The organism is Olivibacter sp. 47, from assembly GCF_030372825.1.
Taxonomy (GTDB): Bacteria; Bacteroidota; Bacteroidia; order Sphingobacteriales; family Sphingobacteriaceae; genus Olivibacter; species Olivibacter oleidegradans.
Genome location: NZ_JAUCNR010000001.1, coordinates 1,867,215 through 1,890,683, shown reverse-complemented (window position 1 = coordinate 1,890,683; position 23,469 = coordinate 1,867,215). Strand labels below are relative to the sequence as shown.

Below are 23,469 nucleotides of genomic sequence, written 5' to 3'. Positions count from 1 at the left end.
TCAACACATATGAATAAAAAAAAGCTAGTAATAGGCAGTATGCTGATTGGTCTACTTGGCTCGAGCAGTTTACTGAATGCCCAAGAAAAAATCCAATTCAAAGAATTTAAGCTCGACAACGGATTAGATGTTATTATGCACCAGGATAAAACCACCCCTATTGCAGCCGTTTCTGTGCTTTATCACGTGGGTTCAAAAAATGAAAAACCCGATCGTACGGGATTTGCACATTTCTTTGAGCATTTGCTATTTGAAGGAAGCGAAAATATTGGCAGAGGCGAATTTATGAAAAAGATACAGGGCATAGGAGGGACGCTAAATGCCTATACCTCAAATGACCAAACCTATTACCATGAAGTCGTTCCGTCTAATTATTTGGAAACTGCCTTGTATATGGAAAGTGAACGAATGTTACACGCAAAGATCGACTCAGTTGGAGTGGAAACGCAGAGAGAAGTTGTTAAAGAAGAAAAACGCCAACGAATGGATAATCAGCCTTATGGTTCCATACTGATTGAAGTCTTAAAACGAGCCTATCACAAACATCCGTATCAATGGGCACCCATCGGCTCCATGGATCACTTGAACGCTGCTTCCTTGCAGGAGTTTATGGACTTTTATAAAACCTACTATGTACCTAACAACGCCGTTTTGTCCATCGCCGGAGATATCGATTACGAACAAACGGAAAAGTGGGTTCGTAAATATTTTGCAGAAATACCCAAGGGAGAAAAAGAAATTGTGCGGCCATCAATCGTAGAGCCCAAGCGAAATCAGGAAATCCGTGATGTCGTCTACGATAATATCCAATTGCCGGCAGTGGTGGAAGCATACAACCTTCCGCGTAAGGATAGCCCTGATAGTTACGCACTCAACATGTTGTCTACCTATTTAGCGGGTGGAAAAAGTTCGCTGCTTACAAAAGAAGTAGTGGATAAGCAGCAGAAAGCGGTACAAATAATGGCTATGCCTTTAGATTTGGAAGATGGCGGCCTATTCCTATTTTTAGGGATTGCTAATATGGGTGTCAGCGCTGATTCATTAGAAGTTGCGATTGATGCACAGATTGAAAAACTCAGAACTACCGGAATAACCGATAAAGATTTTGCGAAATTAAGGGCGCAAACAGAAAACGCTGTGGTAAGCCGTCACGCTTCCGTTGCCGGTATCGCCGAAAGCCTGGCCGAAGCGAAGGTGTATTATGGTGATGCAGAAGAAATCAATAAAGAGCTGGCCAATTATAATAAAGTCACCAAGGAGGATATACAACGCGTAGCCAGAGAATACCTGAACAAAGACGGTAGAGTCGTGTTACATTACCTACCTAAAAAAGGAGAAAGCAAATAGATGGGTTGTTTCTAATAAAAATTAAGACTCGATAGCCACGAGCTTCCAAAAAAATAGTTATGAATCGTCCATGTTTAAAATTTCATTTTCATCTCACAGGAATATCAAATTTAAAGCATGGTAAGCTCCATCTGACCGATGGAATAAAAACCGGTTCGCGGTTCATGAGTGCGAAATAGTAAAATAGAATTGACGAATAATTATTTACAGATGAAAAGAATTTATATATATACACTGCTATGTTTTCTATCAACCGGCCTTTCTCAAGCGCAAGTTGATCGTACGAAATATCCTGAGCCTGGTCCCGCTCCTCAAATTAATATTGGCGATGCTGAAACTTTTACACTGCCTAACGGATTAAAAGTATTTGTTGTTGAAAACCATAAACTGCCCCGTGTTACCTATTCGCTAGTGTTGGATCGTTCACCTTTGCTTGAAGGCGAGAAGGCTGGTTTAACCAGCTTGGTAGGAGATATGCTGATGGGAGGTACAAAAAATCGGACGAAAGACCAGATCGACGAGGAGATCGATATGATTGGCGGAAAAATTTCTTTCGGATCTACCTCCGCTAATGCAAGCTCATTAACCAAGTACCAAGATAAACTGTTAACGTTATTTGCAGACATTCTATTGAACCCGTCATTTCCGCAGCCGGAACTTGATAAGCTGAAGAAACAGGCAATTTCCGGCATTGCCAGCTCAAAAGATAGCCCGGATGAAATTTCGGAAAAGGTCTCCAACGTTGTATTATATGGTAAAGACCACCCCTACGGAGAGTTTGCAACCGAAAAGACAGTTTCCAATGTGCAGCTATCTGATATCAGAGAGTACTACAATGCATACTTTAAGCCGAATATTGGATACTTGGCAATTGTTGGTGATATTACAATAAAAGAAGCAGAGCGTTTAACTAAGCAATATTTTGGCGCCTGGCAAAAAGGAGAGGTCAAGAAGCGGGAATGGCCCGTACCTGCTGCGCCGCAAAAAAATGAAGTGATTTTAGTCAACCGCCCTTCGAGTGTACAATCCGTTGTTAACGTAACTTATCCGCTTGCGCTCAAACCTAACGACGCTGATGCAATTCCTGCTCAATTGTTGAACAATATCTTAGGCGGAGGTTCTGCGGGGCGTTTGTTTCTAAACCTTAGAGAACGTAAAGGCTATACGTATGGTGCCTACTCTTCTTTATCGCCTGACAAAATCGTCGGAAATTTCAGCGCCGGGGCGAGTGTTCGGACGGAAGTGACAGACAGCGCTGTATACCAGTTTTTGGAAGAACTGAAACGGATCGATAAAAAGACCATTACTGAACAAGAATTAACCGATTCCAAAGCTATATTAAGTGGTAGTTTTGGCCGTTCGTTGGAACAGCCCGCTACCATTGCCCGCTTTGCCATCAATACGGAGCTGCAAAATCTTCCTAAAGATTATTATAAGAATTATCTTAAAAACCTAAATGCCGTTACCGTTGAACAGCTCAATACCTTAGCCCCTAAATACATAAAGCCTGAACACGCATATATTGTCATTGTTGGAAATACGGATGCTTTTAAAGATCGAATAAAGCAATTTGGTGAAGTAAAATATTATACAAATGCGGGTGAACCGGAGGTGAAAGCCGCTATTCAAGACGCTAGCTTAACGGCAGAGAAAGTGATTGATAAGTATCTTGAAGCGATTGGAGGGAAAGATAGACTTATGAAAGTTAAAACATTGAAAAGCGTGCAAGAAGCAGAGATACAAGGTATGAAAATAACGGCGGAGTTATTGGTTGACCAAACGAAACCCATTGCGATACAGTCAATGAAAATGGGTCCTCAGGTCATGTCGAAGTTTATTATTCGGCAAGATAAGGCTACGATGATTAATCAGGGGCAACAACAGGCTGTGCCTGATGATATGTTCAAATCCTTAAAGAACGCGTTGGAGATTTTTCCGGAACTAAATTATATGAAAAATGGAACGAAGCTTGCTTTGGATGGTATGGTAAAGGTAAATGACGAAGAGACCTATAAAGTGTTAGTTACAACGGCCGATGGATCAAAGTCTGTAAACTATTATAGCGTTGTTAGTGGTTTGAAGTTAAAGTCAGAGAGTGCCAGCGAAGGGGAGGCGGAAATAAATGAATACAAAGACTACAGCGGTATTAAATTGCCGGCCGTTAGTACGATTAAAAGCCCCAACATACCGGTACCACTAAAAATGGTAGCAATTGAACAAGTTATAAACCCGGCACTTACACCGGCTGATTTTCAATAGTAATATACAAGGAGGTAATACATTATAGTATAGCCTCCTTGTTATTGTCGATAACCTTTCCTGCTAGTTAAGAATGACTATTCTCGGTAATAAATTCGTAGTTGATATAATCCGTCTTTCTAAATCCGAATTTTTCAAATAAGGTCTGAGAGTTTACATTATCGACCTTAGTTGCTAGGTATACTTTGCTTTTATTGGTTTTCTTGCTAAAGAAAACAGCTTCGCTGAGCAGCGACTGAGCAACGCCCTGATGCCTATATTCATCAGCAATATAAATATCGTTTAACAACCATATCTCCTTAATTCCTGCTGGTGTAAAGAATGGAAACAGCAGTGTAAATCCCGTAATGCTGTCGTCTATAATGGCGATGAAAATAATGCAATCTTTCTTCGTTAAACGATCTCTTAAAAACTCCTTCCCACCCGCTAGATTGTAGTCTTGGCCCGCAGTTGTTCGGTATTCGGCAAAAACAGCGGCAAGTGGTTCCAAATCTTGCAAATTGGCTTGTCTGATTTTCATTTTGTTCTTTTTAGTAATGAAGCCCCGCTTGTAGCAACCGTATTGTTCAAAAGGGCGTCACAATATAAATGAATTATTCACCATCGTTCTTTTTTCTAATGGAGCCATTAAAAATTTGTATGGTAATGCAATCTCATAATTTCTACTACAAACCTACTATAAAAATTTGCCATTTCCGTCATATAATCGACAATTAATGGAATTTTAATGTGTTTTTGGCATAACAGGGCATGACAGTTCCCTGCTATAGATGCTTTATCTTGCACCACATGATAACCAACAAGAACCTTAGTATATATGCAGGCATTATTAGGTGTATTTTTTCATTTTATCGGTGGTTTTGCTTCAAGCAGTTTTTATATACCTTATAAAAAGGTACATGGCTGGGCTTGGGAAAGTTTTTGGATTGTCGGAGGCTTGTTTTCCTGGCTAATAGTACCACCTTTGGCCGCCTGGCTTACTATTCCAAATTTTGGTCATATTATTAGTCAGACAAGTACAGCAACTTTAGGTTACACGTATCTTTTTGGTCTTCTGTGGGGAATTGGGGGGCTAACCTATGGTTTAGGCGTACGGTACCTGGGCGTTTCTTTGGGTAGTAGCATTATGTTAGGGCTCAGTATGGTTATTGGATCCATGTTGCCATCCATTTACTATGAATTCGTTCCTCAAGAAGGGAAAGACACGATCAGTATGTTCTTTGCAAACGCTTGGGGTTTATATACATTGGGCGGCCTGCTGATTTGTATTATCGGTATTTACCTATGCGGTTTAGCAGGAGTAAGAAAGGAACGGGATCTAGGAGGGCATAGTGATGCCAGTGGAAATAAGGAATTCAATTTAAGCTTGGGTTTGATTGTTGCAATTATCTCAGGAGTATTAAGCGCTTGCTTTAATTTCGGTTTAGAAGCTGGAAAACCCATGGCGATCGTAGCCAACGATCTATGGAAGGCAGCCCATCCAGGCGAAGGGGAATTCCTGTTTCAAAATAACGTTACCTATGTTGTCGTGCTTTGGGGAGGGCTTACCACCAACTTTATCTGGTGTCTTATCTTGAATGTGCGCAACAAAAGTTTCGGGAATTATGTAGACGCAAAAACACCGCTGTTAAGAAATTATGTACTATGTGCATTGGCCGGTACCACCTGGTATCTTCAATTTTTCTTCTATGGGATGGGAGAAAGTAAACTGGGTAACGGCGCCAGCTCATGGATTTTGCATATGGCCTTTATTATCTTATTGGCAAATGTTTGGGGCGTAGTATTAAAAGAGTGGAAAGGTGTAAGTAAGAAAACCTACGCAACAATTTTGGCAGGAATACTTGTTATCATCCTGTCGGTATTGATTGTGGGGTTCGCTAAAGAGATGGGTTAATAAATGGGGTTTAAAATTGGCAAATTAATATTGGTAATAAAGTGACAATGGCCGCTAGGCCTTAAAATGCAGTAAAAACATAAGAACATGGCTGAAATAGAAAAAAGAAAATCATTAAGCACGTTAGCTATTTATGGGATGATCAAGAAGCCGCCAAACTAGCGGGAGATGAGGTAGGCTTGTTAATTTATCGCTCTAATCTTTTAGGCGCCGATTTGCGCCTTACAAATTACGGTGGAGGGAACACCTCATGTAAAGCCATGGCAAACGATCCGTTAACAGGAGAGGAAGTGGAGGTGATGTGGGTAAAAGGCTCAGGAGGTGATTTGGGAACACTTAAAAGAAGTGGATTGGCGGCGCTTTATGTGGAGCGGTTACGCAATTTGAAAAAAGTTTACAGAGGGATTGACCATGAGGATGAAATGGTGGAACTCTTCAACCATAGTATTTACGATTTAGCGTCTAAAGCGCCCTCTATCGATACACCATTACATGGCTTTCTACCATTCAAACATATCGACCATTTACACCCCGATGCAGCCATTGCCATTGCGGCAGCAAAAGACGGTAAACGCATTACTCAGGAGTTATTTAAAGGTACGATTGGCTGGGTTGAATGGCAGCGGCCCGGTTTTGATCTTGGCTTGAAATTAAAACAATGCCTGGATGAGAACCCTGGAATCAGGGGGATTATGTTAGGTTCGCACGGTCTATTTACTTGGGGAGATACTGCGTACGAAAGCTATATCAATACGTTGGAGGTTATTGAAAGCTGCGCCGAATATCTAGAGCAGCATTATGGTAAAAAAGGGCCTATCTTTGGAGGCCAAAAAATAAGCAGTCTTCCTGCAGAACTTCGTAAAAAACAAGCCGCTGCTATTGCGCCCATACTAAGGGGGTTCTGTTCTTCTGAAAGACCTATGGTGGGCCATTTTACCGACGACGATCGTGTACTTGAATTTATAAACTCCAATGATTTAGACCGACTAGCACCCCTGGGTACAAGTTGTCCTGATCACTTTCTTCGCACCAAGATAAGTCCATTGGTTTTAGAACTGCCGGCTGACGCAGACTTAACGGATGTGGAGCAATTAAAAGTGAAGCTTAAACCTGCATTTGAAGCTTATCGCGCGATGTATGCCGATTATTATGAGACTTGTAAGCATCCCAATAGCCCGGCCATACGTGATAAGAACCCTGTTATTATACTGTTCCCCGGAGTCGGTTTATTCTCTTTTTCAAAAGATAAACAAACAGCCAGAGTGGCAGCGGAATTTTATATCAATGCCATTATGTCATGAAGGGTGCAGAGGCCATATCGGAGTATACCTCGTTACCTCGACAAGAGGCTTTTAATATCGAGTACTGGCTCTTAGAGGAAGCGAAGTTGCAGCGCATGCCAAAACCGAAAGCTCTCTCTGGTAAAATTGCCCTTATAACGGGAAGTGCAGGCGGTATCGGAAAGGCGATTGCCGTTAAATTTGTGGAAGAGGGAGCGGTGGTCGTTATCAATGATAATGATGGAGAGCGGCTAAAAAAAGCTGACGACGATTTTAAAGGTCGTTATGGAAAAGATGCTTATATCACGGCGAAGCTAGACGTAACCAACGATGCCGACATCGCAGCGGCTTACGATGCAGCAAATTTAGCCTTTGGAGGGGTAGATATTGTGGTTAACTGTGCCGGACTATCTATATCTAAACCGCTACAAGATCATACAGACAAAGATTGGGACTTACTTTATGACGTGCTTGTAAAAGGACAGTTTAAAGTAACGCAGCAAGGTGTAGCGATTTTAAGAAAACAGGAAATCGGAGGAGACGTTATTAACATCGTTAGTAAAAATGCATTGGTGTCCGGACCGAATAATGCGGGATATGGTTCTGCAAAAGCTGCACAACTACATTTGAGTAGACTAAACGCTGCTGAACTTGGTGGCGATAAAATTAGAGTGAATGTGGTAAATCCGGATGCCGTAATTTCAGATAGTAAAATATGGGAAGGTGCGTGGGCAGAGGGGCGTGCTAAAGCATATGGAATAAAAGTGGAAGAACTTCCTGCGTATTATGCAAAACGGACCTTGCTTAATGAGATTATCCTGCCAGAGGATATTGCCAACGCTTGTTTTGTGTTTGTAGGAGGATTACTTAATAAATCAACGGGCAATGTTTTAAATGTGGATGGCGGTGTGGCTATGGCATTTGTGCGATAAATTTGGAATATTAGCTAATTAGCCAATCGGTTAATTAGCTAATGGAAAAACTTGAATGGATTTAGTAAATTCACCTGCTAGTAGTGGCTAACTGATTAGGATTATGAATATAGAAAAGTATAAAATCGAGGAATATAACCAACAAGCAAAAGCGAAACACGTTCGCAAATTGGAAAGTTTGGTTGAAGATATAAATAACTACCATGAGGTTTTAGAGAAACTGATTGATTTTCAGATTGCCATTCCAAGTTGGGCGCTTGGATCAGGGGGAACACGCTTTGGGCGTTTTCCCGGTGGTGGTGAACCCAGAAGTTTAGAGGAGAAAATCGAGGATGTCGGATTACTACATGCCTTGAATCAATCGAGCGGTGCCATTTCTTTGCATATCCCTTGGGATGTGCCAAAAGATTATCAGTCTATAAAGGCCTTAGCGGCACAGTATGGGCTTGGCTTCGACGCGATGAACTCAAATACCTTTCAAGATCAGCCTGATCAAACCTTTAGCTATAAGTTTGGATCTATGCAGCATGTAGACGCTGCCGTTCGTAAGCAGGCAGTCCAGCACAATATCGAGGTCATACAGCATGGGATCGAACTTGGGTCAAAGTCGCTCACAGTTTGGTTGTCTGATGGATCCTGCTTTCCTGGTCAACTGAATTTTAGAAAGGCTTTTCAACGAACCCTGGAGAGCCTTCAGGAAGTGTATGCGGCGTTACCGGCAGATTGGAAAATTTTTGTTGAATATAAAGCTTTTGAACCCAATTTTTATTCAACAACGGTGGGTGATTGGGGCCAGTCGTTATTATATGCCAGTAAATTAGGGCCTAAAGCATATACCTTAGTTGATCTTGGACATCATCTGCCGAATGCCAACATTGAACAGATTGTTTCTTTGTTACTCATGGAGGGTAAACTTGGGGGCTTCCATTTCAACGATTCTAAATATGGTGATGACGATTTAACGGCCGGCAGTATCAAACCCTATCAATTGTTTTTAATATTTAATGAGCTGATTGAAGGTATGGATGCTCGAAAAATGAATCATGCAACTGACTTAGGCTGGATGATCGATGCCTCGCATAATGTAAAGGATCCACTGGAAGATTTACTACAATCTGTTGAGGCAATCATGTTGGCTTATGCACAGGCGCTTTTGGTGGACAGAAAAGCTTTATCCGCTGCACAAGAAGATAATGATGTTGCCAAAGCCCAGGAGATACTACAAGCGGCTTTTCGCACCGATGTTAGACCATTGGTAGCAGAAGCGAGGTTACGTGCAGGAGGTGCTTTAAATCCCATAGAATTGTATCGATCATTAAATGTTCGTGGAGAGCTGATCAGAGAAAGGGGCTCTAAGACAGTGGCCACTGGGTTATAAGTTATAGGTTCTAAGTAATAAGTTTTAAGTGATAGGTTTCGAGGCGTTCCGAGCTTATGACTTAAAGCGTAAAACTTAGAACCTATAACGTACAACTTAAAGCGTATAACTTAAAACGTATAGCCAACAACGATGAAGATACCGGTTATTGCCATATTTGATGTAGGAAAGACTAATAAGAAATTATTTTTGTTTGATGAACATTACAGGATTGTATTCGAACGTTCCGCTCGTTTTACTGAAACGGTAGACGAAGATGGCGATCCCTGTGAAAATCTTGCCAGTCTTCGCTTATCCGTTTTTGACTCCTTACATGAAGTATTCAGAAAGGATGAATTCGAGATTAAGGCTATCAATTTCTCAACCTATGGGGCAAGCTTCGTATATATTGATGAGAGTGGTAAACCCTTAACGCCGCTATATAACTATTTAAAGGATTATCCCCAAACCTTAAAAGATCAGTTTTACAAGCAATATGGTGGCGAGGAGAATTTCGCCTTACGGACCGCTTCGCCGGTATTGGGAAGCTTAAACTCCGGTATGCAATTGTATCGATTAAAGCATGAAAAACCGAGCATCTTTAAGCAAGTATATAAAGCCCTGCATTTGCCCCAATATATGAGTTTCCTAATATCGGGTAAGGTTTACAGCGATATGACAAGTATTGGTTGTCACACCAATTTATGGGATTTTCAGAAGAGCGGATACCACGAATGGGTAGAACAGGAAGGAATTTTAGACAAATTGGCGCCCATTGTACCTGCTGATTCAGTCTTTCAGGCCTCCTTTCCGGGTAATAACTATGCTGTTGGTGCGGGCTTTCACGACAGCTCAGCCGCGCTAATTCCTTATTTAGTAAGTTTCACTAAACCTTTTGTGCTCCTTTCTACGGGTACTTGGTGTATCAGTTTAAACCCTTTTAACGAAGAGCCGCTAACAAGTGAGGATTTAAAAGCTGATTGCTTATCCTATATCCACTACCAGGGAAAACCGGTTAAAGCTTCCCGTTTATTTGCCGGATATGAACATGAACAGCAAACCAAGCGAATTGCTGCCCATTTCAACGTGTCTACCGCCAAATTTAAAAACATTGCTTTTGATACGCATTTAGCCAATAAATTGCAAGAACAGACGGATCAATCGGCAGGGATGAGTCCTCAAGAAAGCTTGGCTATTTTCGGTAAACGAGATTTAGGAAAGTTTAGAACCGAAACAGAGGCTTACCATCAGCTGATGATCGATTTGGTGAACGCTCAAAAGATATCAACTACATTGGCTATAGGTGCATCTACCGTGAAAAGACTCTTTGTTGATGGCGGTTTTGGAAAGAATGTTATTTACATGAATCTGCTTGCTGAAGCATTCCCGCAAGTGGAGGTATTCGCAGCTTCTATGGCACAGGCAACAGCGGTCGGTACAGCTTTAGCTATCCATCAATCATGGAATAGCCTCCCTTTTCCGAACGACATCATTGAGTTGAAATATTATGCCCCGGTGAAAAAAGTAGCCTCTTAGCACAAAGATTAACATGTTGTCTTGGGTGTTAAATAGGAAACAGCAGTTTAAAGACAGTTCCTTGATCAGTATCGGATTCAACACTAAGGGCTATATGGTGATAATTGCAAATACTTTTTACAATGGTAAGCCCCAGCCCGTAGCCGCTGTTTTCGCCATCGGTCGACTTTTTGAATCGATCGAAAATAAACGGAATTTGTGCTTCCGGAATGCCAACACCTGTATCTCGAATGCTGATTTCATAACCGGGGATTAAAATACGATCGCTGATATATATACGGCCGTGCGCTCGGTTAAATTTGATGGCATTATTGATTAGATTATAAAACAGATGGAAGAGTAGATCTCTGTTCACGTTTGCTAAATTTTGATTGATGGTTAGGTTTACTTTGGTTTCAATTTGCTTTTCTTCCAGTTTTATTGCCAATTCCTCTAAGATTTCTCGAACCAATTCCAAAGGATAGACTAAGTCTTTTCTCGCAAATTGCGCATTGTCGATTCTTGAGATTAACAATAAAGAACTCGATATTTTTTTTAATCGAGTTAAGGTTTTCATCATTTCAACGATGTGTTGTGCGAACGGTTCTTCAAGCCCTTCTTCTGTTAGTAAATTTTCCATTTTGCTCTGGAGAACGCTGATGGGAGTCATCAGTTCGTGAGAAGCATTTGCTGTAAATTCTTTTTCTTTTTCAAAGGCTTCGTTTACTTGTTTCATTAAGAGTAACAACGATTCATCTAAGTATCTGAAGTCATAAGTACTTGTTTTTATTGAGATTTGTTGGCCTTTAAATGGAAATTTACGATTGAGTAACCGGGTCTTTATAATTTTATTTAGTGGCTGAATCAATAAACGCAAGAAGCTTAAATCAATTACTAAAGTAAAAGCAATTAATACAATCAAGGTATACAACGTGAAGCGCTGAAGTGGTTTGTTGTATTGTGTTATGCTGTTTACTGTCTTCCCTATTTCTAACAAGTAGGTTTGTCCTTTATCTTGGAAAGTATAGCTCAAGATACGGTAATTTAACGTGTCATGTTCTACAATGCGTTGAGACTCTTTTATATTGTCGATGTGCAGGTCGGCAGGCGCAGGTTCGATGGCAATGTACTCTTCTTTTAACATCGTATAGCTTCCGTATTCCTTATCGCCTTGTAAATAGTACTGCAATCCATTCTGCTCCAGATCGGCTAAGACTTTTGTCTTTTGCTGACCTAGGATGTAGTTTGTATATTCAGACGCAATTTGCTCCACAAGCATAGGCAACAGCAGAATAAAAATGATGACGATAATCAACTTTGAACTACTGATAAACAATAAAAGCTTGGTGGATAGTTTCATGATAGAAATCGTGATAAAACTTATTATCCCCTGATTCGATAACCGACACCGCGTACCGTTTCAAGCCATTCGGTACTTGCCCATAGACCGAGTTTTTTTCTAATATTCTTGATATGAGCATCAATGTAGTTTGAGTCATTATCATCTATAGCATAAGAACCCCAAATGTGCTCACTTAATTGCATTCTCGTTAAAACCCTATTCTTATTCAACAGCAAATAGCTTAGCAAATCAAACTCTTTCCGGGAAAGGTCAATCGGGTTACTATCAAATAGAACCAAGCGTTTCGGTAAATCAATACTGAAATCACCTAAGCGTATGAGTTCGTCCTGCAATTTGAATTTCCTTCGTGCAATAGCCTGCATACGCGATTGTAATTCCAAAAGATAAAAAGGTTTTGAAAGGTAGTCATCCGCACCTAGATCCAATCCTATGATCCGATCGTCCAAATTACCTCTTGCTGTCAATATTATATAAGCGGCCTCCTCATTATGTTTTTTTGCTTTCCGTAAAATATCCAGTCCATCCCCGTCCGGTAAACCTAAATCAATCAATATGAAATCATATTGATTCAAGGCGATCTTTTCAGCCCCTTCCTGATAGGTATGAGCTAAATCGCAAATATAAAAGGCCTTCTTTAAGAAATCAGCCATCTCATAGGCTAAGGTTTTTTCATCTTCTACAATGAGTACTTTCATAGTGCGGCTTTAAAATTGATAATAAAAGGCCAATCCAAAAAAAGATTGTGCACGTTTTATTGCTTCATCTGAAGGGACCAAAAGCGATAATTGATAGCTTAATTCTATTAAATAACTACTACGACTATAACTTAAAGGCAGTTTAGCGTTGTATGTAAGCATGGAAAAGGATTTAGATGGAATATATTCGGTCACCCCTCCTGAATTTCCCGGGTTTGTTGGCGGCTTCCCATTTCCTTTATCCTGCCCACGTTGGTTCTTAGCTCGTACATAGGTCTCATAGTAATTTCTCGTTCCTGCTACCAATTCTATAGAAGGTTCTATGCTAATCAGATCTTTATCATCAAATAGGTTGCCCAGACTCGCGTCCTTGGAGTTGGAAAGCGTTAAAAAAATGTCTTGTTCATCTCCAAAAGCATAATCGACATCCAAGGCACTCTTAAACCAAGGCCAGTGATAACTTAACGAGCCATTGAGGTTATTCGTGAGCGATGCTTGAAGCAAAGGGGAATTGGTGGGATAAAACGATCGTGTATAAGCTAAACCGCTCGATATCTTTTCGTTGAAATTGTAATCGTAACCTATGCCTAGATCGGTTCCGGAAATTCCGGATCCGTAATTTAAAAATTTGTATGAACTGGCAGAAAAATATAATCCAAAGGGTAAACGAACTGTTGCATTTAGTAAGACATAAGGCAGCTTCTCATCCGTAACTTGCCCATAATAATTAATATTGCTGTTATAAAGTGCTGCAAAAGTATAGCTTGCGCTTGCTAAACTATCGTTGATTTGCCTAGCTTGCAAGTGCGAAAAAATTAAACAAGTGAATACAATCGAAATAGCTAATTTCATCTGATGCTAATCATTTAATGCTTCTTAATTTTTGGTCGAATCACTTTTGGTTTAACTTTTATATTCGGTTTTACTTTAACAGGTGCGTTTTGTTTCTTCGCTTTTGGTACTTGCTTTACCTCCACTTGCTGTTTAGTTTTTTCCGGTTTCTTATTCTTTCCTTTATCGTCCTGTTGTCTATTAGATGCAATGGAGTACTCATCATTTACCGAATTTGTAACTTCAGGTAATGTGGGTACTGTAAATGCATGGCAAATAGAGGCGTTTAAAAAGAACAAAAATACGGTATGCAAGTGATAGTGCCTCAACATGAGCTTATGATTTTGATAATTCAGAACCCATTTCTGAGTCCTATTAACAAAGATCTGTTCTTTGTATGAAAAATAAATGAAATGTCGAAATAAAAAAGATTTAAAATTTCATGTTGTTTTCATCTTGTCTCCTCAATTTTGAATCAACATCTATTTATGGGAAACATGTTTAAGCAATAGGGTGTGCATGTTAAACGGATGAAACAAGCGCACACACCGAAGGAAACATAAAAAACAGATCGTATGAAAACGAAAAACGTTTATTTAGCATTAGGAATAGCAATTATAGGACTTTTAGCCTTTGCCGGCTGCGATAAAAACGATGATAGTGCCGGGGGCGGAACAACTAGGGTAGAGGTACGTATGACAGATGCTCCAGGTAACTTTGATGCAATCAATTTACATGTCAAAGAAATTGTATTAAAGTCGGACGAACGATCCTATACTTTTGCCGCTGAAACGGGTTTGTTTAATATTCTCGATTACAGAATCGGAACCGCCAATCCTGATATTTTGGTGGCTTCAGGTGAAATGCCCAGTGGCGACATTACTGAAATCAGGTTGGTGCTTGATGACGGAAATACGATAGTTGTAGATGGAACGGAATATGCATTAACAACACCAAGCGGCCAATCTTCCGGTTGGAAAGTAAAATTGACAGAAAACCCTGTCTTGGTGCCGGGAGTGACTTATACACTTTTATTAGACTTCGACGCGGCTAAGTCCATTGTGCAAACCGGAAATGGAAAATATCTACTAAAGCCTGTTGTTAGGGGAGTGACGGCGGCTACCTCTGGACTTATATCCGGTTCCGTATCACCGATAGAAAGTTACCCCGAAGTACTTGCTATTCAAGGTACCGATACCGTGGGAACCGTTGCCGATCCATCAACAGGCGCATTTACAATCGGAGGTTTAGCTGCGGGAACTTATTCGCTGAAAATTGTTCCGCAGGATACTCTTGCCTTTCCTGATAGCACGATTGCTAATGTATCTGTTTCACTTGGTCAAAATACCAACATGGGTGTTATCAACTTAGAAAATTGATAAACGCGGAGCAGGCAGCCGACAACTAAAAAAAATAAAAATGAAAAAGCTATTATTACTTGTCATTTTAGTGACAATAGGGTTTATACCAATAAAGTCCGCAGCACAGGTGCAAGTAAGCATCAATATAGGATCACAGCCTCTCTGGGGCCCCGTAGGATATGATTATGTCGATTATTATTACTTGCCGGAAATTGAGAGCTATTATTACGTGCCATCCAGACAGTTTATTTATCTAAGCAATGGATCCTGGGTTTTCAGTTTAAATCTACCTCCACGATATAGAGGATATGATCTATACACGGGATATAAGGTAGTGATGAACCAGCCCCGACCTTATATGTATTTTAATAACCATAAGGTTAAATATGTTAAATATAAATCGAATCATTCGCAAGGAGTGATTGCACGGAGTAATAATCCTAAATACTATGTTGTAAAAGGACACCCAAAATACATGAAAGCCGGAAATGGGGGCAAGGGGAAAGGGAACAATCTTATTAAAAAAGGTGGCGGCCAGCACAAGGGACATGGCGGTCACGGACATAGTAAATAAAAGTCCCTATTCTAGCTTTGTGCCATTGCACCTGGCCTAATTTTGGCCGGGTGCATATGGTTTTGCTGACTTGGACCCCGTTGCTTTTTTGACCTGGCCCGGAGGCACTTTTCCACTTCTGCCTGCGGTTCTTGTGGTATAACAGGAACTAAATAAAAGTATGCTAGACAATGTGAGTAAGAAGTAAATCTTTTTCATGGCGTTATTTTTAGCACTTCTATCGAATATAGTGCCAAAAATAAGTTAACTCAAAATCCCCGCGCTTATATATTCCTGCTCTCTAACATCCGGGATGTTATTGCTGATCAACCAACTCTTGAATAGGTTTTCATCCGGGGCAATGTAATGTACAATGCTGCCATCCGTTAAAAGCAAAGTGAAAAGTTCTAAATTACTTATATATCTTTTTATTTTATAGGCTGGATATTCAAATCCGTCCAAATTGGTAAAGGAAGTTTCCATAAGCCAGCGATCATTTAATTTTAATTATAGCCTCTAAATTATTGGTTTTGTTTTGTAAATAGCTGATAAATAAAAAGTTGGTCAATTAACGCGAAAGTGTGTGTATAGCTGTTAAGAGCTTTCCTAGCTTTCAAGAAAATCTGAGTTATTGGGTGACCTTTTTTTACCACAGTTTGCGCAGAATTGTATTTTTTGGCTAAAAAATGTCCATTGATCGTAGCCCTTCACCAAATGATAGGCATACCTCGCCTAATCAAAAAAGCCAATCATTTTGTTTAGTGATTTACTTGATAAATGGTATCTTGCCTTATCAGCTAGCAGCTAGTTTCTTTAACATTCATATGAAAGAATTTTTAATTGTATATAGCACTTTCGTCGCTTTGTTTTTCCATAGTCCTGTTTTTGCCCAACAGTCCCAATTGATTCATTTTGTACAACCTTTGGCAGGAACCGCGGTTAGCGGCACTGACGCAGCAAAAAAGCATAGTGAGGCTAGCTCCGAACAATATGCCAATACAATCCCGGCAGTAAGTACACCGTTTGCTATGACTCAATGGACGGCTCAAACAAGAAAGACGGAACAGAAATGTGTAGCTCCTTACTATTATAGCGATTCGTTAATCAATGGTTTCCGAGCGAGTCATTGGCTAAGCGGTTCTTGTACGCAAGACTATGGTAGTTTCAGTGTAATGCCTGTTAGCGGCTCTTTACAGAAGGCGTTGCGACAGGCATCGAGCTCCTTTTCACACAACAATGAACAAAGCACCCCGGCTTATTATCAGGTAACACTCGATCGTTATCAATTGCTTGTAGAATTAACCGCTACTGCAAGATGTGGTATAATACGGGTCACTGCCCAGAAAAGTGATAGTGTTTATTTGCTAATAAATGCAAATAGCGATCAACATCAAGGGCAGTTGCATTTTGGAGGAAAGGGAAAAGTTCTTGGAAAGAACCCGGTTCATCGTATTTATCAGGGATGGGGTGAATATGCGGGATTCGATGGTCATATGTGTCTAATAACAGAGAGCGTACCATCAATTAGCGGGAGTTTTCATCAGGGTAAGATACAAAAAAGTGTTCTGGGTAGAAGTGACGAGACGAGTGGTATTTACCTGGGGTTTTTTCTAAAAAAAGGAGAGAGTATTTGCTTTAAAATAGGTACTTCCTTTACTGATATAGCCGGCGCCGAACAAAATCTAAAAGAGGAAATTCCCTTTTGGGCATTCGATGAGGTTAGGCAAAAAACAACAGATTTGTGGGAACAAGCTTTGGGAAAAATTGTGGTAGAGGATAATGACCTACAAGGCAAGCGAATCTTTTATACAGCCATGTATCACGCGATGCAACATCCACGCTTGTTTAATGATGTTGATGGCAAGTATCCCCGGTTTGCAGGAAGCAGCGGGTATGCACTGGCCGGACCAGCTGATTATTATGACGACTTTTCAATGTGGGATATCTATCGTGCACAGATACCCTTACTGGAAATTATAGAGCCGGAATTGGTGAATAATTTTGTGAGCTCCCTCATCAACAAGGGCGCACAGGGCGGATGGATGCCGATTTTTCCTTGCTGGAATAGTTATACTGCCGCCATGATCGGCGATCATGCCACGTCGGTCATTAGTTCAGCTTTTCTTAAAGGAATCGGACGGACCGACCCTTATGAAGCTTATGCGCTCCTTCGTAAAAATGCATTTATTGTGCCTGATACGGTCAGTTATCATGAGGGTAAAGGTAGACGCGCTTTGGCAACTTACCTGCAATATAATTATATTCCAATGGAGGATAGTGTGCCAATTGCCTTCCATAAAAAAGAGCAGGTGAGCCGAACACTGGAATATGCTTATGATGATTATGCATTGGCTATGTTCGCAAAATCTATCGGACAAACTGCAGATTATAAGCGGCTGCTCGCACGGGCAAAGAATTATGAAAACGTGTTCGATAAAGAGACGGGGATGGTCCGCGGACGCTATATTAATGGAACATGGTACAAACCATTCAATGCAAATAAGAGGGAACCCTATATTACGGAAGGAACACCGCACCAATATACATTTTATGTGCCTCAGGATATCCCGGGTCTCGCTAAATTGATGGGAGGACGAGACGTATTGAAAAATAGTTTAGATAGTTTATTCTCAAGCGGAGGCTATTGGCACGGCAATGAACCGGGGCACCAGATTCCCTTTCTCTATAATTTTACAAGTTCGCCGTGGAAGACACAGGAACGTGTAAGGCAGCTTTTAAAGGAAGAATATACGGACGGGCCGGGCGGACTCAGTGGGAACGATGATGCCGGGCAGATGTCGGCCTGGTATGTTTTTGCCTCGCTTGGCTTTTACCCGGTGGATCCGATCTCAGGTAGTTATCTGTTGACAAGCCCTTTTTATAAGAAGTATGAAATGTTGCTGCCTGACGGTAAAAAATGGATAGTAACTTGTGATAAAGATCCCGAAGACCATCCCTATATCCGTTCGGTTAGTTTAAATGGACGAGATCTCCGAAGGAACTATATTAAATACGAAGAGATCATGCAAGGCGGCAATTTGAAATTTCAATTGGCAAAAAAGCCCACGCAATGGGGAAGTACTGAAAAAGAACAAGTGCAGGGACTCAGCATTAGATGAAAAAAAGGCCCTTTCTCTTGTAGAGAAAGGGCCGAATATTTGTAACTTCTCAAAGAAGTTAGTAATTACTTAACACCTGTTCGGGTATCCCACCACATTTGTTGGCCCCAAGCGTAATCAGAGACATTGCTTAATACTACGTCTAGATTTTCTCGATTAAAGAGATACTCATTGTTTGGATACGGAATGCGGAAGGGCTGGTCATTGTGCGCGTCGCCGTATATTGAGTTTAGCGATGGATAGTTCGTCGAAGGTATTCCTGTTCTACGATATAGCGCCCAAGCCTCGAAATTATCTTTGAAAAGTGCAACCCATTCATCCCACCAGATGCGCTCTTTAGTATTATCCCATTTGCCCTTCCCCGCAAGGTAGGCTTCGGTAGCTGCTTGGCTAATGCCGTTATCTTCCATTGATAACCGTACGGCGTTTTCGTATGCCTCTTGTGCGCTAATGCCTACATTATAACCCAGCATAGCGGCCTCTGCCATAATATAATAACTTTCACAAGATTTGAAAAAAGGTGTAAAGCCCGCGGCATTCTTCATATAACGGTCGCCTATGTATGAAATCCGGGTTAATACAGGAGGAGGAGTCTTTGCACCATTCTGATAGCCACGATATTCCCCATCCGAAGCAACATTGGCCACGCTGGCAATCCGTGGATCTTCCATTTCTTTTAGGTGATCAATAAAAATATCGGCCATGCCAAAGTTATTTACACGCGAATCCCCGGTATACCCAGTTTCATACCATGGTTCATAATATGGTGCTGCACCAGGCCAGTATAAATAGCAATTAGCCGCATTAGAATTGATTACAGGATATTTCTCGGGTTGCGTGCAAATTTCTTCAATAGTGCTCTTCGCTAAATCTGGGGCAACACCCGAAATATGGATAGCCATACGAAGTCTTAAAGAATTGCAAAAGCGTTGCCATTTTTCCATGTCACCTTGGTAGATAAAATCACCTTCTCCAACTTCATCAGTACCGAAACCTGTGGCCATTTCATCTGCAATGGCTTTTAAACTAGCCATCACTGCGGGATAAATATCCTCCTGTTTGTCATATTTCGCTTTTAATATACTACCTTCTTCTTCAGCCCCCTGAAGCGCTTCCGAATAAGGAACGTCCCGCCAACCATCCGTTAAATATTGCCACATATAACATTGCCACAAACGGGCAACTAAGCGAATATTTTTGTACGCATCGGCAGCTTCTTCCGTTTTAGCCAACAGATCCTTTAATTGTGTATTGTTATAATAGCAAGCATACCATCGGTTGCCATAACCATTATTGGTAGGGACAAGCCCTCCGAAATAGTCCAAATACTGTATTTTGACAATATAGCCAGCAAAAGTGCCATAGCCATCAATATCCCCGCCAAACTGTTCCCCGGAATTTCGTAAAACGTTTGCGAGCATATTCGTTGGTGGTACATCCGGTAGTGCATCCGGATCGGTGTTGACTTCGTCAAAAGTTCTGGAACATCCACTTATCGCCGTCATTATTGCAACGATAGCTACTGTCATCAATCTATTTCTAATTTTCATGATTTTTCTTTGTTAAAATGTAACGCCTAACTTCAATCCAAAACTACGGGATGTAGGTACGGACGCTTGTTCAAAGCCTACACCGCGGCTATCGCTCGACACACCTCCGGTTTCAGGGTCAAGACGCATGGTATTCGATTTATGTACCCAGAGTAAGGCAAGATTAGAGCCGATAAGCGAAATATTCGCCCGTTTAATGCCTTTAAAACGCTGAAGGTATTTTTGCGGAACGGTATAAGTGATGGAAGCTTCACGAAGTTTCAAGAAAGACCCGTCGAACACATACATTTGATCGATACCCCCTGATTCATACCATGTTTGAGCATCCGTAGCGATGGTGTTCTGTACCCAAGATCCGTCCGCTGCTTGCATAGCAAAACGTTCGTTAGGCATGACATCTACACCAGCTACAATGGCTCTTTCACGCACACCATTTTCAGCGGTAATTTCTGCAGTTCCCGCTACATAGCTATGCGCCATGGTTTGCGACCAAATATCCCCTCCCTTACGCATATCTAACATGAACCCGAAAGAAAAGTCTTTAATGGTAAAATCATTACGCCAGCTTAACAGGAAATCAGGATTGATATTTCCCAAATTCTGACTAGCTTTACTTCTGACCAAACCATCAGAGGTTACTTTTATCGCACCTGCCATGGGGCCATCCTCCACACGATCATATCCGGGACCCACCAACATACCCCAAGGCTCTCCGGCTCTAGCCATTGTGGCAATCCCCCAAGTCCAGCCAATCTGATAATCGTTAACGCCTAGTTGTGGATATAGCTCAATTACCTTACTTTGGTTTTTAGCAAAATTAACCGTGCTTCGCCAATTTAAACCGGTCTCTTTTTTAATAATATCGCCATACACCATAATTTCAACACCTTTGTTTTGTATCTCACCGGCATTTAAAACCATGCGGTTAAAGCCTACTACATTGGACGTATTCACATTTAGAATCTGATCCACGGTTTTTTTGTAGTAGTAAGTGAAATCGGCGTGTAAGCGGTTATTTAAAAAGCCTAATTCCGTTCCTACCTCCCAGGTAATAGTGTTTTCAGGTCTTAAGTTCTTATTTGGATAAGTCATACTCTTATACATTTGCGCTACACCGTCAAAAGAATTGTTTTGCGCATAGTAATACAGCTGATTCTGATAAGCTGAGGTCCCTGCACCAATTTCGGCCCAACTGCCACGTAATTTCCAGAATGACAGGACTGTTCCGCTTAGACTAGGAAAGCTTGTAGTAGGCAGCCAAGTTAAACTAAGTGAAGGATAAAAGAAGTCGTCTTTTACGGTTGAGCTCCAATCATTACGCAAACTAGCATCGAGGTACAATTGCTCTCTCCAGCCTAGTGATGCAGACCCATACACGGAATTCGATCGGATATGTGTATGATCCATTTCGGTAATCGCGTCTCCTTTTTTATTGGCAATAGTATAGACTCCCAATACGGTTAACGCATCGGCGCCTTGCATTGTTCTTGACCATTTCGCATCTCGATAGTTGACTCCCGCCATGGCAAATAGGCTGAAATCGTTTAGTTGTTTATTGAAAGATGCAATAAAATCCAGGTTTAACTCCGTGTTATCCTGTTTGATGTCTCTGAACATGCCCTCCCGATAAGAGGTGTTGTAGTAATTCTTTTCCAACGCTTTTGACCCATAGTAGTCAAATCCCATTCTACCTTCAAATTTTAAAAATTCAAAAGGTTGATAATACATGGAGGTTTTTCCGAAGAACCGATCCCGTTGAAAGCTATTGGTGTTTTCATATACATTAAAAAAGGGATTGATATGGTAGCTTTGGTTCCAGTTATAATAGGTATAATCGCCTTTCTCATCCCGCTGATCCCAGTTAGCTTTTAAGCTCGCCATATTAACCTGGCGGCCAGACCAAATGAACCCGTTGATTGGGTTATTTCCTTCGTAACCTTGGTTTAGCAAATTATCACTTTCGGTTCTTGAATAATTACCCATCACGTCGTAGGAAACCTTGTCACTAATATTCATGTTATTATTCAATTGTAAACTGTACCTCCGTTGGTCTGTATTTGGAACAGTACCTTGTTGATTTCTGTACGACATTGATACGCGCGTACTTGATTTATCCGTACGAGAAAGTAATGATACGTTATGATTCATTGAATAGCCGGTGCGTAAAAATTCCCTCACATTATTTGGGTGTGAAATCCAATCGGTTGCTTGGCGCACCCCATCAATTACCGGGCTGTCAAATTGGGGTAACTTTAAGCCTATATCCAAACGAGGGCCCCAAGATTCGTCGAAGCCATCATTGACACTGTTTTCATCATTTCCGGTGCCATCTACATATCTAAAGCTTTTTTGAGCAGCATAATCTTGATAGCTCAAACCGTCTTCGTCTAGACCGTAATGGTACTCGTCACCGTCATGCCCTTGTCCATATAAATTCTGGAGCTTAGGGTAGGTGTACGCGCGATCAAGGGTAAAATTACCATCATAGGATATGCTCACGCCATGGTTGGCATTTTTGCCTGATTTGGTGGTGATTAAAATAACACCATTTCCTGCGCGCATACCATAAAGGGCCGCTGATCCACCTTTTAAAACATTAATCGATTCAATATCCTCTGGATTGATATCATTCAACCCCGAACCGTAGTCAACCCCTTTATAGGTGTTATCGCCCGAGCGCTGGCTATCACCATTAATTGGTACCCCATCCACTACTATAAGTGGCTGCTGATCACTGTTTAATGACGAATTTCCACGGACTGAAATGCGTGAAGAAGCACCAACCGTTCCGCCGAATTGATTCACTTGCACACCTGCTACTTTGCCCGAAAGTGCACCTGTAACGCTTAGCTGTCCGGATTTCGTCAAATCTTCTGACTTTACTTCCTGAACTGCGTATCCTAGAGACTTCCGCTCTCTGGTAATACCAAGTGCAGTGACCACCACCTCATTTAATGTTTGCTCGTCAGCATTTAATACGATTTCTAATGTGGTTTGTTTTTCAATGGTTATTTTCTTTTTTTCGTACCCGATGGCGGTTACGTTTAAAACAGTTGGACCGTCATAAGTAACGGAAAATTCCCCATTAGGTCCTGTTGATGTTCCTGTTCCATTTGCTAATGTAATGGAAACTCCCGGGATTGGCTTTTGTTCGCTGTCTACCACCCTTCCTCGCAGAAGCGTCTGCGCATAAAGAGTAGTAGACAAGAAAAAGCAAAAAACCAAAAAGGTAAAGATCTTTTTTCTCATGGTGTTTAGTTTTTGTTGAATTGGGTTGATCTTTTTATTTTTTTTAAAAAGTACAGCTCAAATTTATCGTTCTGAGTTAGCTGTTTTTAATCGGATTTTAACCTAAATTTATCTAATTTTAACCTTATTTTAATGTGGGGTTATTGAGAGAAGGTGCGATTGTG

At 41.0% G+C, this 23,469-nt stretch carries 16 protein-coding genes and 1 pseudogene; 9 read left to right on the top strand and 8 right to left on the bottom strand.

Annotation, left to right across the window (positions count from 1 at the left end):
- Window positions 1-9: 9 nt before the first annotated feature.
- A complete protein-coding gene (locus QT327_RS08200; protein WP_210421334.1) occupies window positions 10-1,347 on the top strand; it encodes a M16 family metallopeptidase in 1,338 nt (445 codons plus the stop codon).
- A 210-nt stretch (window positions 1,348-1,557) separates the two neighbouring features.
- Entirely contained in the window at window positions 1,558-3,606 is a 2,049-nt protein-coding gene (locus QT327_RS08195) for a M16 family metallopeptidase (protein ID WP_289552580.1), read from the top strand.
- A gap of 67 nt (window positions 3,607-3,673) precedes the next feature.
- Here the strand turns inward: QT327_RS08195 and QT327_RS08190 are convergent, their stop codons facing one another.
- On the bottom strand, window positions 3,674-4,126 hold the full coding sequence (locus QT327_RS08190; protein WP_013663829.1) for a GNAT family N-acetyltransferase: 453 nt from the start codon (window positions 4,124-4,126) through the stop codon (window positions 3,674-3,676).
- A gap of 297 nt (window positions 4,127-4,423) precedes the next feature.
- On the opposite strand from QT327_RS08190, the gene rhaT reads away from it, so the two are divergent.
- The 4 genes and pseudogenes from rhaT (at window position 4,424) to QT327_RS08170 (ending at window position 10,605) form a co-directional block, all read left to right on the top strand.
- On the top strand, window positions 4,424-5,500 hold the full coding sequence (gene rhaT, locus QT327_RS08185) for an L-rhamnose/proton symporter RhaT (protein ID WP_013663828.1): 1,077 nt from the start codon (window positions 4,424-4,426) through the stop codon (window positions 5,498-5,500).
- A gap of 110 nt (window positions 5,501-5,610) precedes the next feature.
- A pseudogene (locus QT327_RS08180) lies at window positions 5,611-7,712 on the top strand (bifunctional aldolase/short-chain dehydrogenase).
- A gap of 103 nt (window positions 7,713-7,815) precedes the next feature.
- Window positions 7,816-9,090 (top strand): sugar isomerase, encoded by a 1,275-nt coding sequence (locus QT327_RS08175; RefSeq protein ID WP_130858206.1) that lies wholly within the window; start codon window positions 7,816-7,818, stop codon window positions 9,088-9,090.
- 132 nt (window positions 9,091-9,222) lie between these two features.
- On the top strand, window positions 9,223-10,605 hold the full coding sequence (locus tag QT327_RS08170; RefSeq protein ID WP_130858205.1) for an FGGY-family carbohydrate kinase: 1,383 nt from the start codon (window positions 9,223-9,225) through the stop codon (window positions 10,603-10,605).
- 28 nt (window positions 10,606-10,633) lie between these two features.
- Here the strand turns inward: QT327_RS08170 and QT327_RS08165 are convergent, their stop codons facing one another.
- The 4 genes from QT327_RS08165 to QT327_RS08150 are packed head-to-tail and all read right to left on the bottom strand — an operon-like array spanning window position 10,634 to window position 13,805.
- On the bottom strand, window positions 10,634-11,944 hold the full coding sequence (locus tag QT327_RS08165) for a sensor histidine kinase (RefSeq protein ID WP_130858204.1): 1,311 nt from the start codon (window positions 11,942-11,944) through the stop codon (window positions 10,634-10,636).
- A 23-nt stretch (window positions 11,945-11,967) separates the two neighbouring features.
- Window positions 11,968-12,642 carry a response regulator transcription factor gene (locus tag QT327_RS08160; protein WP_130858203.1) on the bottom strand — a complete coding sequence of 225 codons (675 nt, stop codon included), beginning with the start codon at window positions 12,640-12,642 and terminating at the stop codon, window positions 11,968-11,970.
- A gap of 9 nt (window positions 12,643-12,651) precedes the next feature.
- Window positions 12,652-13,494, bottom strand: a complete 843-nt coding sequence (locus QT327_RS08155; protein WP_130858202.1) for a hypothetical protein — start codon at window positions 13,492-13,494, stop codon at window positions 12,652-12,654.
- Window positions 13,495-13,508: 14 nt separating this feature from the next.
- On the bottom strand, window positions 13,509-13,805 hold the full coding sequence (locus tag QT327_RS08150; protein WP_013663821.1) for a hypothetical protein: 297 nt from the start codon (window positions 13,803-13,805) through the stop codon (window positions 13,509-13,511).
- A gap of 243 nt (window positions 13,806-14,048) precedes the next feature.
- Here QT327_RS08150 and QT327_RS08145 point away from each other — a divergent pair, with 243 nt between their 5' ends.
- Together QT327_RS08145 and QT327_RS08140 are read left to right on the top strand one after the other, a co-directional pair.
- Window positions 14,049-14,852: a DUF4382 domain-containing protein gene (locus QT327_RS08145; RefSeq protein WP_013663820.1), complete on the top strand. Its 804-nt coding sequence runs from the start codon at window positions 14,049-14,051 to the stop codon at window positions 14,850-14,852.
- 40 nt (window positions 14,853-14,892) lie between these two features.
- Window positions 14,893-15,408, top strand: a complete 516-nt coding sequence (locus QT327_RS08140; protein ID WP_207303810.1) for a hypothetical protein — start codon at window positions 14,893-14,895, stop codon at window positions 15,406-15,408.
- A 243-nt stretch (window positions 15,409-15,651) separates the two neighbouring features.
- Here QT327_RS08140 and QT327_RS08135 read toward each other — a convergent pair whose 3' ends face one another.
- Entirely contained in the window at window positions 15,652-15,870 is a 219-nt protein-coding gene (locus tag QT327_RS08135) for a hypothetical protein (RefSeq protein ID WP_013663815.1), read from the bottom strand.
- A 341-nt stretch (window positions 15,871-16,211) separates the two neighbouring features.
- Here QT327_RS08135 and QT327_RS08130 point away from each other — a divergent pair, with 341 nt between their 5' ends.
- The gene (locus QT327_RS08130; RefSeq protein WP_130858200.1) at window positions 16,212-18,506 is read left to right on the top strand and encodes a GH92 family glycosyl hydrolase; all 2,295 of its coding nucleotides are present in this window, start codon (window positions 16,212-16,214) and stop codon (window positions 18,504-18,506) included.
- Window positions 18,507-18,571: 65 nt separating this feature from the next.
- Here the strand turns inward: QT327_RS08130 and QT327_RS08125 are convergent, their stop codons facing one another.
- Together QT327_RS08125 and QT327_RS08120 are read right to left on the bottom strand one after the other, a co-directional pair.
- The gene (locus tag QT327_RS08125) at window positions 18,572-20,056 is read right to left on the bottom strand and encodes a SusD/RagB family nutrient-binding outer membrane lipoprotein (RefSeq protein WP_289552578.1); all 1,485 of its coding nucleotides are present in this window, start codon (window positions 20,054-20,056) and stop codon (window positions 18,572-18,574) included.
- Between the two features lie 12 nt (window positions 20,057-20,068).
- Window positions 20,069-23,305: a SusC/RagA family TonB-linked outer membrane protein gene (locus QT327_RS08120; RefSeq protein WP_130858198.1), complete on the bottom strand. Its 3,237-nt coding sequence runs from the start codon at window positions 23,303-23,305 to the stop codon at window positions 20,069-20,071.
- Window positions 23,306-23,469: the final 164 nt, after the last annotated feature.